Genomic DNA, 24,696 nt, shown 5'->3' on the forward strand with positions numbered 1-24,696 from the left:
ACTCCCTCTGCGTTATGCGCCGTTTTTCAGCGCTTCCAGCTCTTCCCACCGTTCAAAGGTGGTTTCCAGCTCCTGCTCCGCCTGCGCCAGCGCATCCAGCACCGGCTGCGTTTTGTCGTGCGGCTGGCTGAAGAAGTCCGGATGACTCATCTGCGCCTGCAGCTCACCGATACGGGTCTCCAGCTGCTCCAGCTTTTGCGGCAGCTGTTCCAGTTCACGCGTCAGGTTATAGCTTAGCTTGCCTGCGCTGCGTTTGGGGGCGTCGGCTTTTTCTGCCGGTTTAGCCGCTGCGCTTTTGACCGGTGCGGCTTTGGTCTGTTTGTAGGCGGCGCGCTGCTGCTGCGCATCATGGTAGCCACCGACGAAGGTACCGATCTCGCCGTTGCCTTCAAAGATCCAGCATTCGGTCACGGTGTTATCCACAAACTGACGATCGTGGCTCACCAGCAGCACGGTGCCCTGATAGCCATCCACCAGCTCTTCCAGCAGCTCGAGCGTTTCGACGTCGAGGTCGTTGGTCGGTTCGTCAAGGATCAGCAGGTTGCTGGGCTTGAGGAACAGACGCGCCAGCAGCAGACGGTTACGCTCGCCGCCGGACAGCGCACGCACCGGCGTCATGGCGCGTTTCGGGTGGAACAGGAAGTCCTGCAGATAGCCGAGCACGTGGCGCGGCTTGCCGTTGACCATCACTTCCTGTTTGCCTTCCGCCAGGTTGTCCATCACGGTTTTATCCGGATCGAGCTCCGCGCGGTGCTGATCGAAGTAGGCGATTTCCAGTTTGGTGCCGCAGTGCACGCGACCGGCATCCGCCTTCAGCTGGCCGAGCATCAGGCGCAGCAGCGTGGTTTTACCGCAGCCGTTCGGGCCAATCAGGGCGATTTTGTCGCCGCGCTGCACCTGGGTGGAGAAATCCTTCACCAGCGTTTTGCCGTCAACGCCGTAATCCACGTTTTCCAGCTCAAAGACGATTTTGCCGGAACGCGCCGCTTCACCGACCTGCATATTGGCTTTGCCCATCACGTCACGCCGTTCGGAGCGTTCACGACGCAGCGCTTTCAGCGCGCGCACGCGGCCTTCGTTACGGGTACGGCGCGCTTTAATGCCCTGGCGAATCCACACTTCTTCCTGCGCCAGCTTGCGGTCGAATTCGGCGTTTTGCATTTCCTCAACGCGCAGCGCTTCCTCTTTGCCGAGCAGGAACTGATCGTAATCGCCCGGCCATGACACCAGCTTGCCGCGATCGAGGTCGACAATGCGCGTCGCCATATTGCGGATAAACGAGCGGTCGTGCGAAATAAACACGATGCTGCCGTTGAAGGTTTTCAGGAAGCTTTCCAGCCAGTCGATGGTTTCAATATCGAGGTGGTTCGTCGGTTCGTCGAGCATCAGCACGCGCGGGTTGCTGACCAGCGCACGGCCCAGCGCGGCTTTACGCAGCCAGCCACCGGAGAGTGACGACAGCTCGGTGTCCGGCTGCAGCCCGATTTGCTGCAGCACATCGTTGATGCGGCTGTCGAGCTGCCACAGGTTGTGATGGTCGAGAATCGTCTGCAGTCGCCCCATTTCGTTGAGGTTTTTCTCGCTCGGATCTTCCATCACCAGGTGCGATATGGCGTGATACGCCTTAAGGTGCTCAGCCTGTTCGGCCACGCCTTCGGCAACGAAGTCGTACACCGAACCGGTGATATTGCGTGGCGGGTCCTGTTGCAGCCGCGCGACCACCAAATCCTGCTCATAAATAATGCGGCCGTCATCCAGCGGCTGTTCGCCATTGATGATTTTCATCAGCGTCGATTTACCGGCGCCGTTGCGCCCAACCAGACAGACGCGCTCGCCCTCTTCGATATGCAGTTCGGTGTTATCCAACAGCGGCGCATCGCTGAACGACAGGTAAGCGCCATGGATACTGATCAGTGACATAAAACTTATTCCTTACCGGCGTGGCTTACCAGCCAGCAGTTGTGAATTTGACGGTTGCGCGCAAAGTCCTGCGACAGCGTTTTTTGCGTAATTTCCTGCGCCTGCAGACCCAGACGCTGCAAGCCGTCCAGATCCATTTTGAAGCCGCGCTTGTTATTGGAGAACATAATGGTGCCGCCGCGACGCAGCATGCGCTTCAGGTTCTGCAGCAGCATCAGGTGGTCGCGCTGCACATCGAAGTCATCTTCCATGCGTTTGGAGTTGGAGAAGGTCGGCGGATCGATAAAGATCAGATCGAACTGCTCATCGCTTTCGCGCAGCCAGCTCAGGCAGTCCGCCTGCATCAGGCGATGCTGGCGCCCGGTTAATCCGTTCAGGCGCAGGTTACGTTCGGCCCACTCCAGATAGGTGCGCGACATATCGACCGTGGTGGTGGATTTGGCGCCGCCCAGCCCGGCATGCACGCTGGCGCTACCGGTATAGGAGAACAGGTTAAGGAAATCTTTCCCCTGGCTCATCTGGCCCAGCATCTGGCGCGCGATACGGTGGTCGAGGAACAGGCCGGTATCGAGATAATCCGTCAGGTTCACCAGCAGCCGCGCGTTAAACTCCTGCACTTCAAAGAATTCGCCCTTCTCGCTCAGCTTCTGGTACTGGTTTTTGCCCTTCTGCCGTTCGCGGGTTTTCAGCACCAGGCGATTGGCCGGTATCTCCAGTACGCTCAGCGTGGCACCGATCACGTCAAACAGGCGCTGACGCGCTTTGGTCGCATCCACGGTTTTCGGCGGCGCGTACTCCTGAACCACCACCCAGTCGGCGTAGCGATCGACCGCCACGTTATACTCCGGCAGATCGGCGTCATACAGGCGGTAGCAGTCAATATTCGACTGGCGCGCCCACTTGTCCAGTTTTTTGCTGTTCTTACGCAGGCGGTTAGCAAAGTCTTCGGCAATCTGTGCGCCGCCTTCGGCGCTGTTCTCCGCCAGCTGGTAGTTTTTCTGTACGCACTCCAGCGGACCGTTTTTCGCTTTAAACTGGCGATCGGCGCGCAGCTGCATGCAGCTGAGCAGCTCTGGTGAGGCGCTGAACAGCGACAAATTCCAGCCGCCAAACTGCTGTTTCATGATGCGGCCCAGCTGGCTGTGCAGCGCAATCAGCGCCGGCTCGCTCTCCAGACGCTCACCGTACGGCGGGTTACTCAGCACCGTACCGCGCATCGCTTCGCCCGCCAGCGGATTTTTCAGCTGCAGCACATCCTGCTGCGCGAAGGTGAACAGATCAAACACGCCGGCGCGGCGTGCGTTGGCACGTGCCCACTCCAGCACGCGACCATCATTATCATAGCCAAAGAAGCGAGACGTGGTGGCGGCCGTGCCGGCGCGCGCACGCTGCAGCGCGTCGCTGCGCACCTCCTGCCACAGTGCATTGTTGTGGCGTTTCCAGCGGCTGAAGCCCCAGTGCGAACGCAGCAGGCCCGGCGCGCGATCGCAGGCGATCAGCGCCGCTTCAATCAGCAGCGTACCGGAGCCGCACATCGGATCGACCAGCGGCGTGCCGCTCTGCCAGCCGGAGCGCATCACAATCGCCGCCGCCAGGTTCTCTTTCAGCGGTGCCTGGCCGGTTTGCTGACGATAGCCGCGCTGGTGCAGTGCAGTGCCGCTCAGATCCAGCGCGATGCTAACGCGATCTTTGTTCAGCCACGCGTTGATGCGGATGCCCGGCTGCTCGCGATCGACACTCGGACGCTCCAGATTCTGCCGGGTAAAGCTATCGACAATCGCATCTTTGATGCGCAGCGCACCAAACTGGCTGTTGCGAATCACCTCATTGGTGCCGCTGAAGTGGATGGCGAACGTGGTGTTGCTGTCAAACAGCTCGCTCCACGGGATGCTTTGCGCGCCGACGTAGAGATCGAGATCGCTCCAGACGCCGAATTCTCCCAGCGGCAGCAAAATACGTGAAGCCAGACGGCTCCACAGCAGGCTTTGGTACATTACGCGGTCGTCGGCTCGGAAGTGGACGCCGCCCTGCACCACCTGCAAATCCTGCGCACCCAGCGCGTCCAGCTCAGTTTTCAACAGCTCTTCGAGCCCACGCGCCGTACTGGCAAACAGAGAATTCATATCGTCACTTTTACTCTTGCTAAAATTGTTGCGCATTATAGCGAATCAGCGTCCTATGTCATAAAGTTAGCTTCTTTTTGTCTGTACGGAGTTGTGATGATTACCCTGTCTCGCCTGTATATTCACCCGGTTAAATCGATGCGTGGTTTGCAGCTGTCACACGCGCAGGTGCTGGAAAGCGGTCTGGCCTTCGATCGCATCTTTATGGTGACCGAAGCGGACGGGACCTTTATTACCGCCCGCCAGTTTCCGGAGATGGTGCGTTTCACGCCCGCCCTGCTGCCCGACGGGCTATTCATCACCGCGCCGGACGGCAGCCAGGCGCTGATCCGCTTCAGCGATTTCAGCGCCCAGCCGGCACCGACCGAAGTGTGGGGAAACCAGTTCACTGCGCGCATTGCGCCTGACACCATCAACCAATGGCTGAGCGGCTTTTTCCCGCGCCCGGTGCAGCTGCGCTGGGTTGGCACTGAGCCGTCACGCCGGGTAAAACGCTTCGATCAGGTCCCGCTGGGGTTCGCTGACGGTTTCCCTTACCTGCTGGTCAACATGGCGTCGCTGCAGGATCTGCAGCAGCGCTGTCCGGCCAGCGTGCGGCTGGAGCAGTTCCGCCCCAATCTGATCGTCAGCGGCGCCAGCGCCTGGGACGAGGACAGCTGGAAACGTATTAAGATCGGCGAGATCACCTTCGAGATGCCGAAGCCGTGCAGCCGCTGCGTGTTTACCACCATCGGCACCGAAAGCGGTCGCAAGCACCCGCAGGGCGAACCGCTCGCCACGCTGCAGCGCTTTCGCAGCGCGCAGGACGGCAGCGGTGATATCGATTTCGGTCTGAATCTGATTGCGCTTAACAGCGGTATCGTGCGCGTCGGCGATACGGTTGAAGTGCTGGAACGGCAAACGCCGCGCGCTTACGGTGCCGGTGAGGTGGTGGAAACGCTGCAGGCGGCCAGCAGCGCGCCGGCCGCCGTGACCATTGGCTATCAGGGTCAGCAGTTTGCCGGCGATAATCAGCAGGTATTACTGGAACAGCTGGAGATGCAGGGCTTTCGCATTCCCTATTCGTGTCGGGCCGGAATCTGCGGCAGCTGCAAAATGACGCTGGTGTCGGGTGACGTGAAGGCGCTGAAGCAGAGCGCGGTGCGCGGCGACGGCACCATTCTCAGCTGCAGCTGTATTCCGAACGGAGATATCGAACTGGCGTAAGCGCTACACCGCGCGGGCGAAGTGCGCGCTGCTCTCCTGCAACTGCGGCTGCAGGCGATCGTTCATGATCTTGATGGCATCGCCGAGCTGCATCCCTTTGCCCGCCACCGTCAGCGTACTCTGCGCCAGCAGACAGAGCGCGGCATTCTCGCCGCTTTCGACCACCAGCAGCTGTGCCTGTTCGCCGCTGTCGGCCAGCGTTACCGCCACCATATCGCCCGCGACGGGCTGCCAGCTGTGCGCATGGCTGGTGAAGTGCCAGCTTTTCGGCATCAGCGGCTTAAGGAAACGGCTGGCCACCAGCGCATTCAGCACCAGCTCGGCGCGCTGATCGCTTTTTAAACCGCTCTGGCGACAGCGCTCTTCAAAAGTAAAATAAAGCGCAGCGTCATCAACGCAAAAACCGCTGTCATTAAAGGCATCGGGCGTCAGCATTTTGCGCGAGAAGCGCGAGCGAAATAACATTCCATCGGCCAGATCCAGCATCATCCGGTCATGCTCTGCGTCAAAATACCAACGCCAGTTGTCATCGGGTTTGATTTTCATGGGGTGCCCTGTGGATTTACGCTGCGCTAAACGGCGCTGAAATTTAAAATATTGCTTTAAGGAAAAAGCTGAAAATTGTACGAACAGGACAAAATATAAACGAGCCGGAGGGAGAAATAAACCCCCCGGCCTGGGAAAGTGAGAAATGTCTTAGAGATGGGTCACGATATCTTTAATTAAACCCGGACCTTTATAAATAAAGCCAGAGTATATCTGCACCAGCGTTGCGCCAGCCGCCATTTTTTCCCGTGCCGCGACCAGCGAATCAATGCCGCCGACGCCAATAATAGGCAGACGTCCCTGCAGCTCCTGCGCCAGACGGCGAATAACCTCGGTGCTGCGCGACTGTACCGGACGGCCACTTAATCCCCCCGCTTCGTCGGCATATTTCAGCCCGCTCACCAGCGAACGATCGAGCGTGGTATTGGTGGCGATCACGCCGTCTATTTCGTGACGCACTAAACTGTCGGCAACCTGGATCAATTCTTCTTCAGAAAGATCCGGCGCGATCTTCACCGCCACCGGCACATATTTCAGATGGCTTTCCTGCAGCGCCCGCTGTTTTAATTTAATCGCCGACAGCAGATCGTCCAGCGCTTCGCCATATTGCAGCGAACGTAATCCGGGGGTATTCGGTGAGGAAATATTGATGGCAATATAACCGGCGTGCGCATACACCTTTTCCATGCAGGTGAGATAATCGTCTTTGCCCTGCTCTACCGGCGTGTCTTTATTTTTACCAATATTGATGCCGAGCACGCCTTTAAAGCGCGCCTTTTTCACATTCTCTACCAGGTGATCAACGCCGAGATTATTAAATCCCATACGGTTGATGATACCTTCCGCCGCCACCAGCCGGAACATGCGGGGTTTGTCATTGCCCGGCTGCGCGCGCGGCGTCACCGTGCCCACTTCGACAAAGCCAAAGCCCATGGCGCCAAAGGCATCAATGCACTCCGCGTTCTTATCCAGCCCCGCAGCCAGACCCAGCGCGTTCGGAAAGGTCAGCCCCATACAGGTCACCGGGCGTGACGGCAGCGACTGACGAATCAGCCCTTCCAGCGGCGTGCCGCTGATGAAGCGTAACTGTTGAAAGGTGAGTTCGTGCGCGCGCTCTGGATCGAGCTTAAACAGCGCCGGCCGGACGATAGGATATAGCATGCACTCTCCTGAATGGCGGAAGCTTCGTGAAAGTCGGGTGCACGGGAATTTGTGCGCCAGAATGGTAAGGTGCTCTGGCGCAAAAGTAAATTACTCTGGGATGCAACAATTTGATCGGTATCAGCGTCGGGCGGAATAGCGTCCCAGACGATCGCGGCAGGCCTGTAAGCCGCTGTAAATCGCCGGGCAATACCACAGCAGTTTCAGTCGCGCGTTGTGCTGTAACACTTTACGCACCAGCTGATTCACCTGCGGCTGCCACTCGGCGGGCACCGTCATCTGATTTTTGCGGATTTGCGTCAGGCAGCCGTGCATCACCGTCTGGTAATAATCGTCCAGCAGCGCCTCATCGTGCGGCAGTTGCTGCTGCTGCAGGAACTGCTCACTGCCGGCGCGGGCGATAAAGTAATTTTTCACCCATGAGAAGTCGCGCGTGCTCTGCGACAGTGAACTCAGCATAAAGCGTTTGTAGTAGTAGCTCTGGCTGGTGCAGTACAGCGCGCGCGCTTGCAGGTAGAGGGCGAACATAAAGGGCGCGTCTTCATGGTTCTGGATCGGCAGAAACTGCAGATCGAGCTGGTCAATCAGGCGACGCGAGATGATGCTGCTCCAGATCACCCGATGCGCCGACTGATGCTGAATCAGCGTGCGCAGCGTGGCACTGCCGCCCGGCAGCAGGCCGCTGACGTGGCGCTGATGGATGGTCTGATAATGGCGCTGCGGCGCTGGCAGGTCGAAAAACATCTTCGCGCCAAAACAGAACAGATCAATTTCCGGGTGACGGGCCTGCACGCGGCGGAAATCGGCGAACAGTTCTGTCGAGACGAAGTCGTCGGCATCCATAAAATAGACGAAATCGCCGCTGGCTGCGGCCAGCCCCTTCATGCGCGCGGCACTGACGCCGCCGCGTCCACCACTCAGCAGCGTCACCTGCGGATGCTGCGCAGCAAACGCCGTCAGCCAGGCCACGCTGTCATCGCTTGAGCCATCATCAATAATGATGATCTCTTCCGGCGGCGATGACTGGCGAAGTAGCGACCCCAGGGTTTCCGGCAGCCAGGGCGCGCAGTTCCAGTTAGGGATAATTACCGAAACCGTCGGCGTGCGGCGTGATGTCATGCTCATCCTCTTTCCTCTGCGTTAACAAGCGGCGCGCGCAGGCGTTTTAGCACCAGGCTGTGTAACAGACAGCACACGCCAAGGTTAAAGGCCCCGATCAGCCCCAGCCACAGCAGGTTGATCCAGCGATTCTGGTTCCACTCGATGGGCAGCAGCGTGCTGAGCCAGGCAATCAGCGCCGACACCGCCCAAATCAGCGCTACGTCGCGCGTCAGCCAGCTGAAATGGATGCCCGGCGCAAAGCGGCGATGCACCAGCCACGCCCAGCCAACTAAATAGAAGATATTCTGCCCCAGCCACAGCCAGCCGGTGCCCAGCGCCCCGTAATGGACGGCACACCAGATGTTGAGCGGCACCAGCACGACGGCAAAACAGGTGAATCCCTGCATGTGCAGTTTCAGATTGCCGTTAACGTATTGCAGGTGATACAGCAGGCCGCAGATCGCCTGGATGCCGCTGCCGAGCGCATACAGGCTAAGCACAAACGCCATCTCTTCGACAATTTGCGGTTTCTGCGTCCACGCCCACAGTAGCGGTCCGGCATAGCAGGCAATGGTGATGCTGAGCGGGGCCATAAAAATTGCCACCGCCTGGGTGGTATAGCGATAGAGCTTCAGCGATTCGGCATCGCCCTGCTGACGGGTTTTCATGCCGGTCATGCGCGGCACAATCGCCTGCATAATCGGACTGCTCAGCAGCAGGATACCGGTCGCGGCCGTGGCGACCACGGTGAACGAGCCGTATTCACTCAGTGGCAGGGTTTTTGACAGCACCAGCCGGTCAATCTGCGAAATAAAGGTCCACACGGCACTGGAGAAGGCGGCGCTCAGCGCAAAGCGGATAAAGGGTTTGAGCACGCCTTTCAGATCGTCGCGCTTCTCTTTGCGCGCTGCGCGGGGCACCAGCTGACAGGATTTCCAGATACAGCAGGCGGCTTCGGCAATCGACACCAGCAATTGCCAGATAAAGAAGGTCAGCAGCGGATTCGGGAACAGCTGGATCACCAGTACCGCGCCAAAAGTACGCAGCGTGGTAATGATCAGGTTCACGCCGTTGAGCCAGACCTGATGCTCAAAACCGACAATCACGCTGCGATACGGGCTGGTACGCCAGCGAATCGCGGCGGTGATCACCATGATCGCCACGGCCACCACCACATCGCTGGCGGGCAAGTGCTGCGCATCCAGCCAGTGCGTGGCGATCCATGGCGTCGCCAGCCAGCCGAGCACCACCAGCACCAGGGTGGAGAACAGAAAGAAGCGGGTCAGCGTGGCAAACAGCGCCGGAAACCAGACAAATTCTGCCTGATTCGCCCGGTAGCGTGCCGCCTCGCGCATCAGCGTGGTTGAAACGCCCGCGTCGAGCAGCTGCAGCCAGGTCAGCAATATAGAAAAGAAGCCCACAAGACCGTAAGCTTCCATACCTAAATGCTGAATATACAGGGGAACTACTAAAATACCTGACAGCGTCAGATAGATCTGGCCAACATAGTTGGCAATCGCGTTACGTTTGATAGACATAAAAACTCTGGCGTCTGGGTATTTTTCTCAGTGTTAACAGCGTGACATAAAAATACCTCAGCGCCCACGGGAGTAATTCTTAAAATTAACGCTGGCGCTATCTCAGCGGCTTTTTCTCATTTTCATCAGTGAGAAATAGAGGTCGGGCTGTTTCAGTAACAGTTTTTCCATTGTGCTCTGCGGTGAAAACTGATCGGCAAAGTAGCGCACCGCGTGCCGCACATTATTAGAGAACTGCGTTTCAGCGTTTAATTCCTGCTGTACCAGCTGTAATAACCCGCTGCGTAAATAACTCTGGCGATAACGGTTTCGCTCCGGAATAAAGTGTGACAAACGGGTGACCTTTTCATACTCCGTCATAAATTGCTGATAGCTGGGTGGCGGATTAACCGTGGTGACCTCATGCTCAGCGCGAGCATCCAGCAGCCATACCGTTTGCGTATTTAACAGGCCGGCCAGCATCACATCCTGAATGCGTACCAGCGGAGCGGCATTTTTCACCAGCGCGGCGCGCAGGATGACCGCATAGTTATTCTGCTGCCACAGGCGCTGCGCCTGCAGCTGCTGGAACAGCTGCAGCGACGACTGCAGGCCGCTGCTCAGTGCGCGTGGTGCCAGTGAAACCAGCATGCAGTTGAGCTCCGGGCGCTGATGGCTGAGCGTTGCCACTTCCTGCAACAGTGCAGCAGAGGGCGCAAAGCCGTCGGCGGCAAACAGTAAGAACGCGTCGTCGCTGACGCTCTCCGCCGCTGGCTGTGGCACAGCGGTAAACTGGCTGTGCGCGGCATCCGGCTGCAGCAGATAACACAATAGTGGATTAACGTTATCAGCCGCGACGCGCGCGGGCTGAGCGGCAACCGGCTCAGCCGGGTGCACTAACAGAGCAGACCTTCCCATATTCCTCTCCCTAAAAATAATACTGAATAATGGCCAGACAAAAATCCGCCCAATTAAGGCGCAAATAAGGCAGTGACTTTTTTTTAGCGTAAGAAAACTCAATCAATTATAAACAGCCCGCCGACGGCATGACTATTGGCCCTTGCCAGACTGGCTGATAATTTACCGTTTATTGTTAAGCGCAACTGAAGCAATCCCGGCCAGAGTGCTGAAGTAATACGTAATATCGGTAACAGGAAACGCGTTAAACGGTGCGATTTTAATAAAACGCCACGCTTTGACACACTTACTCGCTAATTTGAGACCAGCTTAAAATGGAACATTCTAAACAGCCACTACGAAAAATCCTGGTGCCCGCTTTAAACTTACGTCAGCGTTTGTTTGCTACTCCTTAAATTACCTCATCTATTTCTTCTTAAGCCTGACGACAATGGCGCGCCCGGCGATGTGTGTCGACGGTTACACCTCTGATTTAACCAGGCAACAGCGCTTTTAATCATTCTCACCTTGCCCGTGACGGAAGCCGCTAATGAAAACCCGGCAATCTGCGGGTGCAATTCAGATTAACCTTAGAGGCGCTTTTCCCTTCCTTTATATGAGCGAGCTATTCCCGCCTGACGGCTATCCATTGCCGGATAAATCATTTACGCCTCGCCGCCTGCTCTGTCAGGATTGAATGCATCAGTTCTCAATAATTGCTAATCAATAACTTTCAGTTATAAGGAGTGACCATGCGGGTTATTACGCTGGCGGGGAGTCCGCGTTTTCCTTCACGTTCTACGGCGCTGCTGAGTGTGTGCCAGCGGGCGCTGGAAGCGCGTGGCGTTGAGGTGATTCCGTGGAATATTCACAACTTTCAGCCGGAAGATTTGCTATATGCGCGCTTTGACTCACCGGCACTGACCGCGCTGAAAGCAGATTTAGCGCTCGCGGAGGGGCTGATCGTCGCCACACCGATTTATAAAGCCTCTTTCTCTGGCGCGCTGAAAACCCTGCTCGACCTGCTGCCAGAGCGGGCGCTGGAACATAAAGTGGTGTTGCCGCTGGCCAGCGGCGGCAGCGTGGCGCACATGCTGGCCGTTGACTACGCGCTGAAACCGGTGCTGAACGCGCTGAAAGCGCAGGAAGTTCTGCACGGCGTGTTCGCCAGTGATACGCAAATCACTCATTACGACCGCCAGCCTGAGCTGGATGCGCTGCTGAGCGAGCGCATTGATGAGGCGCTGGAAACCTTCTGGCAGGCGCTGCACCGTCGTCATCAACCCTATGCTCAGGCTGTATAAAGGAACCGCGATGAAAAGGATGTTAACCCGCTGGCTGCTGCCAACCGTTACCGCGCTGTTTGCCCTGACCCTCGCGGCTCAGGCTGCCGAAGCGCCAGCACAATTCCGTATCGGCTATCAGAAAGGATCGGTCAGCATGGTGCTGGCCAAATCGCATCGGCTGCTGGAGCAGCGCTTCCCGGCCACCAACATTCAGTGGATCGAGTTTCCGGCCGGTCCGCAAATGCTTGAGGCACTGAACGTGGGCAGCATTGACCTGGGCAGCACCGGTGATATCCCGCCGCTGTTTGCTCAGGCCGCCGGGGCGGATTTGCTGTATGTCGGCTCGGAGCCACCTAAGCCGCAGGCTGAAGTGATTCTGGTGCCGAAGGACAGTCCCATCCACAGCGTGGCGCAACTGAAAGGCCATAAAGTGGCGTTCCAGAAAGGCTCCAGTTCGCACAATCTGCTGCTGCGCGCGCTGGAACAGGCCGGGCTGAGCTTTAACGATATTCAGCCGACTTATCTGACGCCAGCCGATGCGCGCGCCGCGTTTCAGCAGGGCGATGTTGACGCCTGGGCGATCTGGGATCCCTACTATTCCGCTGCGCTGCTGCAGGGCAACGTCCGTGTGCTGGTGGACGGTAGCAAGCTGAATCAGACCGGTTCGTTCTATCTCGCCACGCGCAGCTTTGCTACCGATCACGGTGACTTCGTGCAGCAGGTGCTGCACACCTTTAGCGAAGCCGACGCGCTGACGCGTAGCCAGCGCCAGCAAAGTATCGATCTGCTGGCACAGGCGATGGGCCTGCCGAAGCCGGTGATCGCCAGCTACCTTGACCATCGTCCTCCGACCACCATTACGCCGGTCAGCGCCCACACGGCGCAGGCCCAACAGCAAACTGCCGATCTGTTTTATGCCAACCATTTAATGCCGGTCAAAGTCACCATTGCCGATCGCATCTGGCAGCCACAGCCGGCCCGGCCATAAGGAAATTTATCATGAGCGTATCCGTATTCTGGTTTCTTCCCACCCACGGCGACGGCCACTACCTCGGTACCGCCGAAGGCGCGCGCCCGGTGGACCACGGTTATCTGCAACAGGTGGCGCAGGCCGCCGATCGCCTCGGTTTTGGTGGCGTGCTGATCCCCACCGGCCGGTCGTGTGAAGATGCATGGCTGGTGGCCGCATCCCTGATTCCGGTGACGCAGCGCCTGCGTTTTCTGGTGGCGCTGCGCCCGGGAGTGATTTCCCCGACGCAGGCCGCACGGCAGGCCGCCACGCTCGATCGTCTCTCCAACGGACGCGCGCTGTTTAACCTCGTCACCGGCGGCGATCCGGAAGAGCTGGCGGGCGACGGCGTTTTCCTCGATCACCGCGAGCGTTATGCCGAATCTGCGGAGTTTACCCGCGTCTGGCGCCGGGTGAGTGAAGGCGAAACGGTCGATTACGAAGGCAAGTACGTCAAAGTGCGCGGTGCACGATTGATGTTTAAAGCGGTGCAGCAGCCACGTCCACCGCTGTGGTTTGGTGGCTCATCGGATGCCGCGCAGGATTTGGCCGCGGAGCAGGTGGATGTCTATCTGACCTGGGGCGAACCGCCCGCGCTGGTCAAAGAGAAGATTGAACAGGTGCGCGCCAAAGCGGCGGCGCAGGGGCGCACGGTGCGCTTCGGCATCCGTCTGCACGTGATTGTGCGTGAAACCAATGAGGAAGCATGGCAGGCGGCAGACCGGCTCATCGCCCATCTTGACGATGCCACCATTGCTAAAGCGCAGGCGGCCTTTGCCCGCACCGATTCAGTCGGTCAGCAGCGCATGGCCGCGCTGCACGGCGGACGGCGCGATCGGCTGGAGATCAGCCCGAACCTGTGGGCCGGCGTCGGTCTGGTACGCGGCGGTGCCGGGACTGCACTGGTGGGCGACGGTCCGACGGTCGCGGCGCGTATGCAGGAGTATCAGGATCTCGGCATCGAGACCTTCATTCTGTCTGGCTATCCGCATCTGGAAGAGGCCTATCGCGTGGGCGAGCTGCTGTTCCCGCATCTCGACCTGGCCGTGCCGGAAATCCCGCAACCCCGCGTAGTGCAGGCGCACGGTGAAGCGGTCGCCAATGATTTCACCCCGCAAAAAGTCGCGCAGAGTTAAGGAGTCGCATATGGCAAAGGTCAAGAAACAGCTGAGCAATGCCCTGCTGCCGTGGGCGCTGCCGGTGCTGCTGGTGGTGGTGTGGCAGATTGCCTCACAGGCCGGCTGGCTGTCGACGCGCATCCTGCCCTCGCCGGAGAATATTGTCATCACCTTCTGGCATCTCGCGGCCAGCGGTGAGTTGTGGCAACACCTCGCCATCAGCGGCTGGCGAGCGGCAATCGGCTTTGCCATTGGCGGTTCGATTGGCCTGATTCTCGGGCTGATTACCGGCACGTCGCGCACCGGCGAACGGTTGCTGGATACTTCGGTACAGATGCTGCGTAACGTGCCGCACCTGGCGCTGATCCCGCTGGTGATTCTGTGGTTCGGCATCGACGAGTCAGCCAAAATTTTTCTTGTGGCGCTCGGCACGCTGTTCCCTATCTACCTCAATACCTATCACGGCATACGGAATATTGACCGCGGCCTGGTGGAGATGGCGCGCAGCTATGGTCTCTCCGGCTGGAGCCTGTTTATTCAGGTGATTTTGCCGGGCGCGCTGCCGTCAATCATGGTTGGCGTGCGCTTTGCCCTCGGTCTGATGTGGCTGACGCTGATCGTGGCCGAAACCATCTCGGCCAACTCCGGTATTGGCTATCTGGCAATGAACGCCCGTGAGTTTCTGCAAACCGATGTGGTGGTGGTCGCCATCATTCTCTATGCCCTGCTGGGCAAACTGGCCGACGTGACGGCACAGCTGCTGGAGCGTGTCTGGCTGCGCTGGCATCCGGCTTACCAATTGAAGGAGGAGAACGCATGAGCAACGCAACGCTAAGTCCGGCGCGCCTGAACCGCGGTACCCCGGTGGGCGTCAATGGCGTCACCAAGCAGTATGGCAATCGCACCATCCTGAATCATATCGATTTACATATTCCGGCCGGCCAGTTTGTCGCGGTGGTCGGCCGCAGCGGCTGCGGTAAAAGTACCCTGCTGCGCCTGCTGGCCGGGCTGGAATCCACCACGCACGGTGAACTGCTGGCGGGCAACGCGCCGCTGGCCGAGGCGCGCGAAGATACCCGCCTGATGTTTCAGGATGCGCGTCTGTTGCCATGGAAGAAAGTGATCGACAACGTTGGCCTCGGTCTGAAAGGCCGCGAGTGGCGCAGCGCCGCGCTTGAGGCGCTGGCGGCGGTCGGTCTGGCCGATCGCGCACATGAGTGGCCGGCAGCGCTCTCCGGCGGACAGAAACAGCGGGTGGCCCTGGCGCGGGCGCTGATTCATCGTCCCGGCCTGCTGCTGCTCGATGAACCGCTCGGCGCACTTGATGCGCTGACGCGCATTGAAATGCAGGGCCTGATTGAGTCGCTGTGGCAGCAGCATAATTTTACCGTGTTGCTGGTGACGCACGATGTCAGCGAAGCGGTGGCGATGGCCGATCGCGTATTGCTGATTGAAGAGGGTCAGATCGGGCTGGATTTGGCGGTGGATTTACCGCGTCCGCGCCGCAAAGGATCGGCGCGCCTCGCCGAGCTGGAGGCCGAGGTGCTGGATCGGGTGATGAAGCGGGGAACCTCAGAGCAGCCCCTGCAGTTCGCGCAGCAGCGTTAATTCAGGACGCGCGATAAATCGCGCCGCTACAGAGGATTGCAACTCTTTGTAGCGGCGCAATTTATTGCGCATTGTTTTCTTACGCGTTCAGCGCTTTGGTGATCTTCTCGTACAGATCGCCGGACAGATTCTCCAGCCCTTTCAGCGTCTCCAGCGCCTTACGCATCAGCGCCTGACGTTCGGCATCATAACGCTTCAGACGAATCAGCGGCTCAATCATGCGCGCTGCCACCTGCGGGTTGCGGCGGTTGAGATCGGTCAGCATTTCCACCAGGAACTGGTAGCCGCTGCCATCTTTGGCGTGGAAGGCTGCCGGGTTGGCCGAGGCAAACGCGCCAATCAGTGAACGGATGCGGTTCGGGTTACCCATGGTGAACGAGCGATGTGTCAGCAAGCTACGAACCTTGCTCAGCACGTCAGCCGCCGGGCTGGTGGCCTGCAGCATAAACCACTTATCCATCACCAGACCGTCCTGATGCCAGCGCTCGTCGTACGCGGCCAGCAGCGCATCGCGGCACGGCAGCTGCGCCGCCACGGCGGCAGACAGCGCGGCCAGCGCGTCGGTCATGTTGCTGGCTTTGTCGTACTGCGCCTGCACCAGTTTGCTGGCCTGCTCCGCGTCCGCAAACGCCAGATAGCTCAGGCAGACATTTTTCAGCGCGCGCTTGCCAATTTCGGCATGCTCCACTTTGTAGTCGCTGCTCTGGTTAGCAAGATACACCGCGTAAAACTCATCGCTCAGCTCATTCGCCAGCGTACGCACCAGCGCCGCGCGCACGGCGGCAATCGCCAGCGGATCGATCACCTCGAACAGCTCGGCGATCTCATTCTCTGACGGCAGCGACAGGATCAGCGCCATCAGCGCCGGATCGCCCTGCTCATCCAGCAGCACCGCGCGGAAAGCGTCCGCGACGTGCAGCGGCAGTGACAGCGGCTGGCCCTGCTGGTGGCGCGCGACGTTGAGGCGGATATAGGTCGCCAGCAGACTTTGCGCCGCATCCCAGCGCGAGAAGTCGTTGCGCGCATGCCGCATCAGGAAAGTCAGCTGCGCATCGCTCCATTTATAGTCGAGCTTCACCGGTGCGGAGAATTCCCGCAGCAGCGACGGCACCGGCTGGAAATAGACCTTGTCGAAAATAAAGGTCTGGAACTCGTCGGTGACGTTCAGCACGTGATGAACCGGATGGCCATTGTGCTGCAGCGGAATCACCTTGCCTTCGCCGTCATATAGCTCGATATCCAGCGGAATGTGCAGCGGCAGCTTCTCTTTCTGATCGGCGGTCGGCGGCGTGTGCTGCGTAACGTGCAGCGTGTACTGCTCCAGTTCCGGATTGTAGTCATCGCGCACCGTCAGCACCGGCGTGCCCGACTGACTGTACCAGCGGCGGAACTGTGACAAATCGACATTGGAGGCATCTTCCATCGCCTGCACGAAATCATCACAGGTGGCGGCGCTGCCATCGTGACGCTCGAAATAGAGCTGCATCCCCTGCTGGAACTGCTCTTCACCCAGCAGCGTGTGCAGCATGCGAATCACTTCAGAACCCTTCTCATACACCGTCAGGGTGTAGAAGTTGTTCATTTCAATCACCTGATCCGGACGGATCGGATGGGCCATCGGGCTGGCATCCTCGGCAAACTGCGCGCCGCGCATCACGCGCACATTATCAATACGGTTGACCGCGCGCGAGCCGAGATCGGAGCTGAACTCCTGATCGCGGAAGACCGTCAGCCCTTCTTTCAGGCTGAGCTGGAACCAGTCGCGGCAGGTCACGCGGTTGCCGGTCCAGTTGTGGAAATATTCGTGACCAATCACGGCTTCAATGCCGAGATAGTCTTTGTCCGTAGCGGTTTCCGCTTTAGCCAGCACATATTTGGAGTTGAAGACGTTGAGGCCTTTATTCTCCATCGCGCCCATGTTGAAGAAGTCCACCGCGACGATCATAAAGATATCGAGGTCATATTCGAGGCCGAACCGCTCTTCGTCCCACTTCATGCTGGCTTTGAGCGAGGTCATCGCCCAGTCCGCGCGGTCCAGGTTGCCGCGATCGACAAAAATTTCCAGCGCCACGTTACGGCCGGAACGGGTGGTAAAGCTGTCACGCAGCACATCGAAATCGCCGGCGACCAGCGCAAACAGGTAGCAGGGTTTCGGGAACGGATCCTGCCATTTCACCCAGTGACGCCCATCCTCGTGCTGACCGCTCTCCAGTTTGTTGCCGTTGGACAGCAGGTACGGATAGCTAGCCGCGTCGGCGATCAGGGTGGTGGTGAAGCGCGCCAGCACGTCCGGGCGATCGAGATACCAGGTGATATGCCGGAAGCCTTCGGCTTCACACTGGGTGCAGAGCGCCTCGCCGGATTTATACAGCCCTTCCAGCGCGGTGTTTTTATCCGGATGGATTTCATTAATGATGGTCAGGGTAAAGTTGTCCGGCAGCTGGCTGATGATCAGCGCACCCTGCTCTTCGCGGTAGTGCGGCCACGGATTGCCATCCACCGCCAGCGACAGCAGCGTCAGCGCCTCACCGTCCAGACGCAGTTCAGCCTGCTGCGCGCCAAGGCGTTTTACCTGACTGACGGCGGTGACGCGCGTGGTCGCCGCATCAAGATCAAACGTCAGGTCGATATCGGTGATGGTGTAGTCCGGCGCCCGGTAGTCATGGCGATATTTAATTTGCGGCTGTTGCGTCATAAATCCTTCTCGCATCGTTAATATAGTCAACCCTCAGAGTCTAAGCGGGTTGCGCCCGGGTTGCCACGCACAATGCGTGCGTTGCGCCAAAAGTCTACAATTCATTAACAATGGCACAAATGACCCTCGACCTGTCACCTGCAATTATGGTGTGATCGCGGTGATTACTGTTTTATACTCCTGCGTCTTTATGACTTTGTTGAATACCGGGCTCTGCTCCGCGGAAGAGGATGCTGAAACGCACCATGACTGGACACGCTTCCCCGATTTTGACCACGCTGCTTGATACCGATGCCTATAAGCTTCACATGCAGCAGGCCGTTTATCATCGTTACTACGATGTCCCGGTAACGGCAGAATTTCGCTGCCGCAGCGATGAGCAGCTCGGCCAGTATGCCGAGGCCATCCGCACGCACATTACTGCCATGCAATCTCTGGCGCTGAGCGATGACGAATATCGTTACCTCAGCAGCTTACCGTTTTTCCAGCAGGATTATCTCGACTGGCTGCGCCAGTTCCGCTTCGATGCCTCGCAGGTTGAGGTGCGCGACGATCACGGGCATCTGCGCATTCAGATTCGCGGCCCGTGGCGTGAAGTGATTCTGTGGGAAGTGCCGCTGCTGGCGCTGATCAGCGAAGTGGTACACCGTCACCGGACGCCGGAAAGCGGCGCGGAACAGGCGGTGGCGCATCTGCAGCAGAAGCTGGTGCACTTCCGTGAGCAGGTAGGCGATCTCGATATGTCGCGCTTCCAGCTAATGGACTTTGGCACACGCCGTCGTTATTCGCGCGCGGTGCAGGAAGCGATTGTCAGCACGCTGAAAAACGAATTCCCGTGGCTGCTGGGCACCAGTAACTACGATCTGGCGCGCCGGTTGCAGCTTAACCCGGTCGGAACCCAGGCACACGAATGGTTCCAGGCACATCAGCAGATCAGCCCGGTACTGGCCAACAGCCAGCGCGCGGCGCTGCAGTCGTGGCTGGATGAGTACGATAACCAGCTCGGCATTGCCCTGACCGACTGCATCACGATGGACGCCTTCCTGCGTGATTTCGGCCCCGGTTTTGCCCATCGCTATCAGGGCCTTCGCCATGATTCGGGCGATCCGGTGGAGTGGGGAGAAAAAGCCATTGCGCATTATCAGCGGCTGAATATCGATCCGCTCAGCAAAACGCTGGTGTTCTCCGACAATCTCAACCTCGATAAAGCGCTGGCGCTGTATCGGCATTTCGGTCAGCGCGCGAACGTGGTATTTGGCATCGGCACCCGCCTCACCTGCGATATTCCCGGCGTCACGCCTTTGAATATCGTGATCAAACTGGTGAGCTGCAACGGCAAACCGGTGGCCAAACTCTCCGACAGTCCCGGTAAAACCATCTGCCAGGATAAAGCCTTCGTGCGCGCCCTGCGCAAAGCCTTCGACCTGCCGCTGGTCAAACGCGCCAGCTAATCGGCCTGAGCAGGGTGCCTGCGGCCTGAGCAGGGTGCCTGCGCCCTGCTCTGCGCCAGAAAATCTCTTTATTCTCCGGCAATTTTGCTTGTTTCCTGGTGGCTCGCAAGTAACATAGCTAAACCCCGGAATGGGGCTTATTTCACTCCATCTTCATTTATATAGAGAGATTTTTATGAGCGTAGTGCCTGTAGCGGATGTACTGCACGGCCGTGTCGCGGTTGACAGTGAAGTCACCGTACGTGGTTGGGTACGTACCCGAAGAGATTCCAAAGCCGGTCTTTCCTTCATCGCCGTTTATGACGGTTCCTGCTTTAATCCCGTTCAGGCCGTCGTCAATAATTCTCTGAATAATTATCAGGATGAAGTGCTGCGTCTGACCACCGGCTGTTCGGTGATCGTCACCGGTAAAGTGGTGGAGTCGCCGGGTGAAGGCCAGGCATTCGAACTGCAGGCGACCCAGGTTGAAGTCACCGGCTGGGTGGACGATCCGGATACCTATCCGATGGCGGCTAAACGTCACAGCATCGAATACCTGCGTGAAGTGGCGCACCTGCGTCCGCGCACCAATATTGTCGGTGCCGTGGCGCGCGTACGTCATACGCTGGCGCAGGCGCTGCATCGCTTCTTCCATGAAAACGGCTATTTCTGGGTCTCCACGCCGCTGATCACCGCCTCTGACACCGAAGGTGCCGGCGAGATGTTCCGCGTCTCAACGCTGGATCTGGAAAACCTGCCGCGCGACCCGCAGGGCAAAGTCGATTTCGATAAAGACTTCTTTGGTAAAGAGGCTTTCCTGACCGTTTCCGGCCAGCTGAACGCCGAGACCTACGCCTGTGCGCTGTCCAAAGTTTATACCTTTGGCCCGACGTTCCGTGCCGAAAACTCGAATACCAGCCGTCACTTAGCGGAATTCTGGATGCTGGAACCGGAAGTGGCGTTCGCCACGCTGGACGATGCAGCTGCCCTGGCGGAAGCGATGCTGAAGTACGTGTTTAAAGCGGTGCTGGAAGAGCGCGCTGATGATATGGCGTTCTTCGCCGAGCGCGTGGATAAAGAGGCCATCGCCCGTCTGGAGCGCTTCATCACCACGGATTTCGCCCAGGTAGACTATACCGACGCCGTCGACATCCTGCTGAAAAGCGGCCAGAGCTTCGAGAACCCGGTGTCATGGGGCGTCGATCTCTCTTCCGAACACGAGCGTTATCTGGCGGAGAAACACTTTAAAGCGCCGGTGGTAGTGAAGAACTACCCGAAAGATATCAAAGCGTTCTACATGCGTATGAACGACGACGGTAAAACCGTGGCGGCGATGGACGTGCTGGCACCGGGCATCGGTGAAATCATCGGCGGTTCCCAGCGTGAAGAGCGTCTTGATGTACTGGATGCGCGCCTCGCTGAAATGGGCCTGAATAAAGAAGATTACTGGTGGTATCGTGACCTGCGTCGCTATGGCACCGTGCCACATGCCGGCTTCGGTTTAGGTTTCGAACGTTTGATCGCCTATGTCACCGGCGTACAAAATGTAAGAGACGTTATCCCGTTCCCACGCACGCCACGTAACGCGAATTTCTAGGATTTAAGATTAAATATAAGAAATTCATATATATATTGAGGTCGGCCCTGCCGGCCTTTTTTTATTTTTGTAAATTTTGAGTTCTCTCACAAAGTTCCCGATATTTTACAAATTGTAATACAATTTTGCTTTTTGATACGTAATTACGAGAATTGAATCATTTTCGGGCTAGAATTAGCAACCCCGTGATGGAAAGATGCGTGCAGACACAGGAGACATCAAACTTCTTTCAAGGTTCCCGTAAAGGTTTCTTGACGGCAGTGGCAGATGTCCAAATAACTCCAATGAGGGTAATAAATAATGATGAAGCGCAACATTCTTGCAGTGGTTATCCCTGCTCTGTTAGCTGCCGGCGCAGCAAACGCAGCAGAAATCTATAACAAAGATGGCAACAAACTGGACCTCTACGGTAAAGTTGATGCGCGTCACCAGTTCTCTGACAACACTGATGATGACGGCGACAAATCTTATGTTCGTTTTGGCTTCAAGGGTGAAACTCAGATTACCGACCAGCTGACCGGTTACGGTCAGTGGGAATACAACGTACAGGCTAACGTAGCTGAATCTCAGGGTACCAGCGGTTCTAAAACCCGTCTGGGCTTCGCCGGTCTGAAATTTGCTGATGCAGGCTCCTTCGATTACGGCCGTAACTACGGCGTACTGTACGACGCAATGTCTTACACTGACCAGCTGCCAGTGTTTGGTGATGATACCCTGTATCAGGACAATGACAACTTCATGACCGGTCGCTCAAACGGCCTGGCAACTTACCGCAACAGCAACTTCTTCGGTCTGGTTGACGGTCTGGGCTTTGCTGTTCAGTATCAGGGCAAAAACGAAGGCCGCGGTCCACGTTACGACAACGGTGATGGCTGGGGTACCTCTCTGTCCTATGACACTGGCATGGGCATCAGCGCAGTGGGTGCATACTTCTCTTCAGATCGTACCAATCAGCAGCAGCTGGATGGCAACGGTGAGAAAGCAGATGCATACGGTTTCGGTCTGAAATACGACGCCAACAACGTTTACCTGGCAGCATTCTACGGCGAATCTCGTAACCTGACTCAGTACGGCAACAACGGTTCCAATATTGTTGATGGTGTAAGCACTCCATATAACTTTGCTGCTAACAAAGCTCAGGCTTTCGAAGTGGTTGCTCAGTACCAGTTCGACTTCGGTCTGCGTCCATCCATCGCTTACCTGCAGTCTAAAGGCAAGGACCTGAACTCTGTAGGTACCTTCGGCGGCGGCGATGCTGACCTGGTTAAATACATCGAAGTGGGTACCTACTACTACTTCAACAAAAACATGTCCACCTACGTTGACTACAAAATCAACCTGCTGGACGACAACGACTTCACCCGTTCTACCGGTACTTCTACCGACGACGTGGTTGGCGTTGGCCTGGTTTACCAGTTCTAATCTGCCGATTCGAACTGCGTAACACCTCAGAAACGGAGCCTTCGGGCTCCGTTTTGCATTTCAGTGATCGGGCTCCCGATTAGCGCCATTACTTTATACGCCACAGTTATTTCTTTTTTATGTCAGCGGTTGGCAAGCGTTGCGTCTGACGTTAACCTGATAGCTCATTTTGCTAAAGTTCACCCTAACGGAACTGACTCATGTTTGAATCAATCTCTGCCGCACCAGCCGATCCTATTCTGGGACTGGCTGACCTGTTTCGCGCCGACGACCGCCCGAATAAAATCAATCTTGGCATTGGTGTTTATAAAGATGAAACCGGCAAAACGCCGGTGCTGACCAGTGTGAAAAAAGCTGAGCAGTATCTGCTGGAGAACGAGACCACCAAAAACTACCTCAGCATTGATGGTCTGGCTGATTTCGCGCGCTGCACGCAGGAACTGCTGTTTGGCAAAGAGAACGCGCTGATTAGCGCTGGCCGCGCCTGCACCGCGCAGACGCCGGGCGGTACCGGTGCGCTGCGCGTCGCCGCGGATTTCCTCGCTACGCAAACCAACGTCAAACGCGTCTGGGTGAGCAATCCCAGCTGGCCGAACCACAAAAACGTGTTCAACGCCGCTGGTCTGGAAGTGTGTGATTACCAGTATTACGATGCGGCGACCCACAGCCTCGACTTCGACGGCATGCTGGCCTCGCTGCAGGAAGCGCAGGCGGGCGACGTGGTGCTGTTCCACGGCTGCTGCCATAACCCGACCGGTATCGATCCTACCGCTGACCAGTGGCAACAGCTGGCGCAGCTGTCGCTGGAGAAAGGCTGGCTGCCACTGTTCGATTTCGCCTACCAGGGCTTCGCACGCGGTCTGGATGAAGATGCTGAAGGCCTGCGCATTTTCGCAGCGTCCCATCAGGAACTGATCGTTGCCAGCTCCTACTCGAAAAACTTTGGTCTGTACAACGAGCGTGTCGGTGCGCTGACGCTGGTAGCGGCAACGGCCGACGTGGCGAAGACAGCATTCAGCCAGGTGAAATACAGCATCCGCGCCAACTACTCTAACCCGCCGTCGCACGGTGCTGCCGTGGTCGCCACCATTCTCGGTAACGACGCGCTGCGTACCATCTGGGTGCAGGAACTGACCGACATGCGTCAGCGCATTCAGCGCATGCGTCAGCTGTTTGTGAATACCCTGGCGGAGAAAGGCGCACAGCGCGATTTCAGCTTCATCATCAAACAGAACGGCATGTTCTCGTTCAGCGGTCTGACCAAAGATCAGGTGGTGCGTCTGCGTGAGGAGTTTGGCGTGTATGCGGTGAATTCCGGTCGCGTTAACGTGGCAGGCATGACGCCGGATAATATGTCGGCGCTGTGCGAAGCGATAGTCGCCGTGCTGTGACCAACGAAAAATGGGCCTGATGGCCCATTTTTTTTATTGCAGGAAAGGATTACTGACGCGCTCGTGGCCGAGGGTGGAAATCGGGCCATGGCCGGGGACAAACGTCACATCATCACCCAGCGGCAGAAGTTTATCCCGGATGGCCGCGATCAGATCGCTGTGGCTGCCCTGCGGAAAATCGGTGCGTCCGACGCCACCGTTAAAAATCACATCACCTGAGATCAACAGACGGCCAGCACGGTCAAAGAACACGATATGGCCAGGCGTATGCCCTGGACAGTGCAGCACTTCCAGCGTCACGTTGCCCAGCTGTACCGTTTCGCCCTCTTCCAGCCAGCGATCTGGCGTCAGCGGCGCACACTCCGGCAAACCAAACATCCGGCTTTGAGTGGGCAGGTTATCCAGCCAGAAGGCATCGGCTGGCTGCGGCCCGACGATCGGCACCTGATAGTGCTGCGCCAGTTCGGCAGCAGCACCGACGTGATCGAGATGGCCGTGGGTCAGCAGGATTTGCGACGGCGTTAAGCCTCGCTCCGCCAGCACGGCAATAATGGTTTCGGCATCGCCGCCGGGATCAACCAGCGCAGCCTGCTGCGTCTCATCATCCCAGATAACGGAACAGTTCTGTGAAAAGGCGGTGACCGGAATAATCAGGTAATTCATAGCGCT

Annotated in this window: 19 protein-coding genes; 10 read left to right on the forward strand and 9 right to left on the reverse strand. The window is 57.7% G+C overall.

Annotation, left to right across the window (positions count from 1 at the left end; all coding sequences use genetic code 11):
• Positions 1 to 12 precede the first annotated feature (12 nt).
• Both OXR61_RS03975 and rlmKL read right to left on the reverse strand, forming a co-directional pair.
• Positions 13 to 1,920, reverse strand: coding sequence for an ABC transporter ATP-binding protein (locus OXR61_RS03975; protein ID WP_021508313.1), 1,908 nt, complete (start codon positions 1,918 to 1,920; stop codon positions 13 to 15).
• Between the two features lie 5 nt (positions 1,921 to 1,925).
• On the reverse strand, positions 1,926 to 4,043 hold the full coding sequence (rlmKL, locus tag OXR61_RS03980; protein WP_031279849.1) for a bifunctional 23S rRNA (guanine(2069)-N(7))-methyltransferase RlmK/23S rRNA (guanine(2445)-N(2))-methyltransferase RlmL: 2,118 nt from the start codon (positions 4,041 to 4,043) through the stop codon (positions 1,926 to 1,928).
• A 96-nt stretch (positions 4,044 to 4,139) separates the two neighbouring features.
• Here rlmKL and OXR61_RS03985 point away from each other — a divergent pair, with 96 nt between their 5' ends.
• The gene (locus OXR61_RS03985; RefSeq protein WP_021508315.1) at positions 4,140 to 5,249 is read left to right on the forward strand and encodes a YcbX family protein; all 1,110 of its coding nucleotides are present in this window, start codon (positions 4,140 to 4,142) and stop codon (positions 5,247 to 5,249) included.
• A 3-nt stretch (positions 5,250 to 5,252) separates the two neighbouring features.
• Here the strand turns inward: OXR61_RS03985 and OXR61_RS03990 are convergent, their stop codons facing one another.
• From OXR61_RS03990 to OXR61_RS04010, 5 genes are all read right to left on the reverse strand, one after another.
• Positions 5,253 to 5,795, reverse strand: coding sequence for a cell division protein ZapC (locus OXR61_RS03990; protein ID WP_021508316.1), 543 nt, complete (start codon positions 5,793 to 5,795; stop codon positions 5,253 to 5,255).
• A 150-nt stretch (positions 5,796 to 5,945) separates the two neighbouring features.
• Positions 5,946 to 6,956 carry a quinone-dependent dihydroorotate dehydrogenase gene (gene pyrD / locus OXR61_RS03995; protein ID WP_021508317.1) on the reverse strand — a complete coding sequence of 337 codons (1,011 nt, stop codon included), beginning with the start codon at positions 6,954 to 6,956 and terminating at the stop codon, positions 5,946 to 5,948.
• 120 nt (positions 6,957 to 7,076) lie between these two features.
• Positions 7,077 to 8,081, reverse strand: coding sequence for a glycosyltransferase family A protein (locus tag OXR61_RS04000; protein WP_021508318.1), 1,005 nt, complete (start codon positions 8,079 to 8,081; stop codon positions 7,077 to 7,079).
• Positions 8,078 to 9,595, reverse strand: coding sequence for a lipopolysaccharide biosynthesis protein (locus OXR61_RS04005; protein WP_021508319.1), 1,518 nt, complete (start codon positions 9,593 to 9,595; stop codon positions 8,078 to 8,080). Before OXR61_RS04005 ends, OXR61_RS04000 begins: the two co-directional genes overlap by 4 nt.
• A 102-nt stretch (positions 9,596 to 9,697) precedes the next feature.
• A complete protein-coding gene (locus OXR61_RS04010) occupies positions 9,698 to 10,492 on the reverse strand; it encodes a hypothetical protein (RefSeq protein WP_031279850.1) in 795 nt (264 codons plus the stop codon).
• A 731-nt stretch (positions 10,493 to 11,223) separates the two neighbouring features.
• On the opposite strand from OXR61_RS04010, the gene ssuE reads away from it, so the two are divergent.
• Genes ssuE through ssuB form a run of 5 tightly spaced genes read left to right on the forward strand, consistent with a single transcriptional unit; the run spans position 11,224 to position 15,492 of the window.
• Positions 11,224 to 11,775: an NADPH-dependent FMN reductase gene (gene ssuE, locus OXR61_RS04015; protein ID WP_021508321.1), complete on the forward strand. Its 552-nt coding sequence runs from the start codon at positions 11,224 to 11,226 to the stop codon at positions 11,773 to 11,775.
• Between the two features lie 10 nt (positions 11,776 to 11,785).
• Positions 11,786 to 12,745, forward strand: coding sequence for a sulfonate ABC transporter substrate-binding protein (locus tag OXR61_RS04020; protein ID WP_021508322.1), 960 nt, complete (start codon positions 11,786 to 11,788; stop codon positions 12,743 to 12,745).
• An 11-nt stretch (positions 12,746 to 12,756) separates the two neighbouring features.
• The gene (ssuD, locus tag OXR61_RS04025; protein ID WP_058775379.1) at positions 12,757 to 13,902 is read left to right on the forward strand and encodes an FMNH2-dependent alkanesulfonate monooxygenase; all 1,146 of its coding nucleotides are present in this window, start codon (positions 12,757 to 12,759) and stop codon (positions 13,900 to 13,902) included.
• Positions 13,903 to 13,912: 10 nt separating this feature from the next.
• Entirely contained in the window at positions 13,913 to 14,704 is a 792-nt protein-coding gene (gene ssuC / locus OXR61_RS04030; protein ID WP_021508324.1) for an aliphatic sulfonate ABC transporter permease SsuC, read from the forward strand.
• Entirely contained in the window at positions 14,701 to 15,492 is a 792-nt protein-coding gene (gene ssuB / locus OXR61_RS04035) for an aliphatic sulfonates ABC transporter ATP-binding protein (RefSeq protein ID WP_021508325.1), read from the forward strand. The genes ssuC and ssuB overlap by 4 nt, the downstream gene beginning before the upstream one ends.
• Positions 15,493 to 15,571: 79 nt before the next feature.
• On the opposite strand, the gene pepN is transcribed toward ssuB, so the two are convergent.
• A complete protein-coding gene (pepN, locus tag OXR61_RS04040; protein ID WP_021508326.1) occupies positions 15,572 to 18,187 on the reverse strand; it encodes an aminopeptidase N in 2,616 nt (871 codons plus the stop codon).
• A gap of 245 nt (positions 18,188 to 18,432) precedes the next feature.
• Here pepN and pncB point away from each other — a divergent pair, with 245 nt between their 5' ends.
• The 4 genes from pncB (at position 18,433) to OXR61_RS04060 (ending at position 24,027) form a co-directional block, all read left to right on the forward strand.
• Positions 18,433 to 19,638, forward strand: a complete 1,206-nt coding sequence (gene pncB, locus OXR61_RS04045; protein WP_040679804.1) for a nicotinate phosphoribosyltransferase — start codon at positions 18,433 to 18,435, stop codon at positions 19,636 to 19,638.
• 175 nt (positions 19,639 to 19,813) lie between these two features.
• Complete coding sequence (gene asnS, locus OXR61_RS04050; protein ID WP_031279853.1) at positions 19,814 to 21,214, forward strand: asparagine--tRNA ligase; 1,401 nt, start codon at positions 19,814 to 19,816, stop codon at positions 21,212 to 21,214.
• Between the two features lie 300 nt (positions 21,215 to 21,514).
• On the forward strand, positions 21,515 to 22,636 hold the full coding sequence (gene ompC / locus OXR61_RS04055; protein ID WP_021508329.1) for a porin OmpC: 1,122 nt from the start codon (positions 21,515 to 21,517) through the stop codon (positions 22,634 to 22,636).
• Between the two features lie 200 nt (positions 22,637 to 22,836).
• The gene (locus OXR61_RS04060; protein WP_021508330.1) at positions 22,837 to 24,027 is read left to right on the forward strand and encodes an amino acid aminotransferase; all 1,191 of its coding nucleotides are present in this window, start codon (positions 22,837 to 22,839) and stop codon (positions 24,025 to 24,027) included.
• 33 nt (positions 24,028 to 24,060) lie between these two features.
• Here OXR61_RS04060 and OXR61_RS04065 read toward each other — a convergent pair whose 3' ends face one another.
• Positions 24,061 to 24,690 (reverse strand): MBL fold metallo-hydrolase, encoded by a 630-nt coding sequence (locus OXR61_RS04065; RefSeq protein WP_021508331.1) that lies wholly within the window; start codon positions 24,688 to 24,690, stop codon positions 24,061 to 24,063.
• Between the last annotated feature and the right edge of the window lie 6 nt (positions 24,691 to 24,696).

Source organism: Pantoea sp. GM_Pan_4 (assembly GCF_026541005.1).
Taxonomy (GTDB): domain Bacteria; phylum Pseudomonadota; class Gammaproteobacteria; order Enterobacterales; family Enterobacteriaceae; genus Pantoea; species Pantoea dispersa.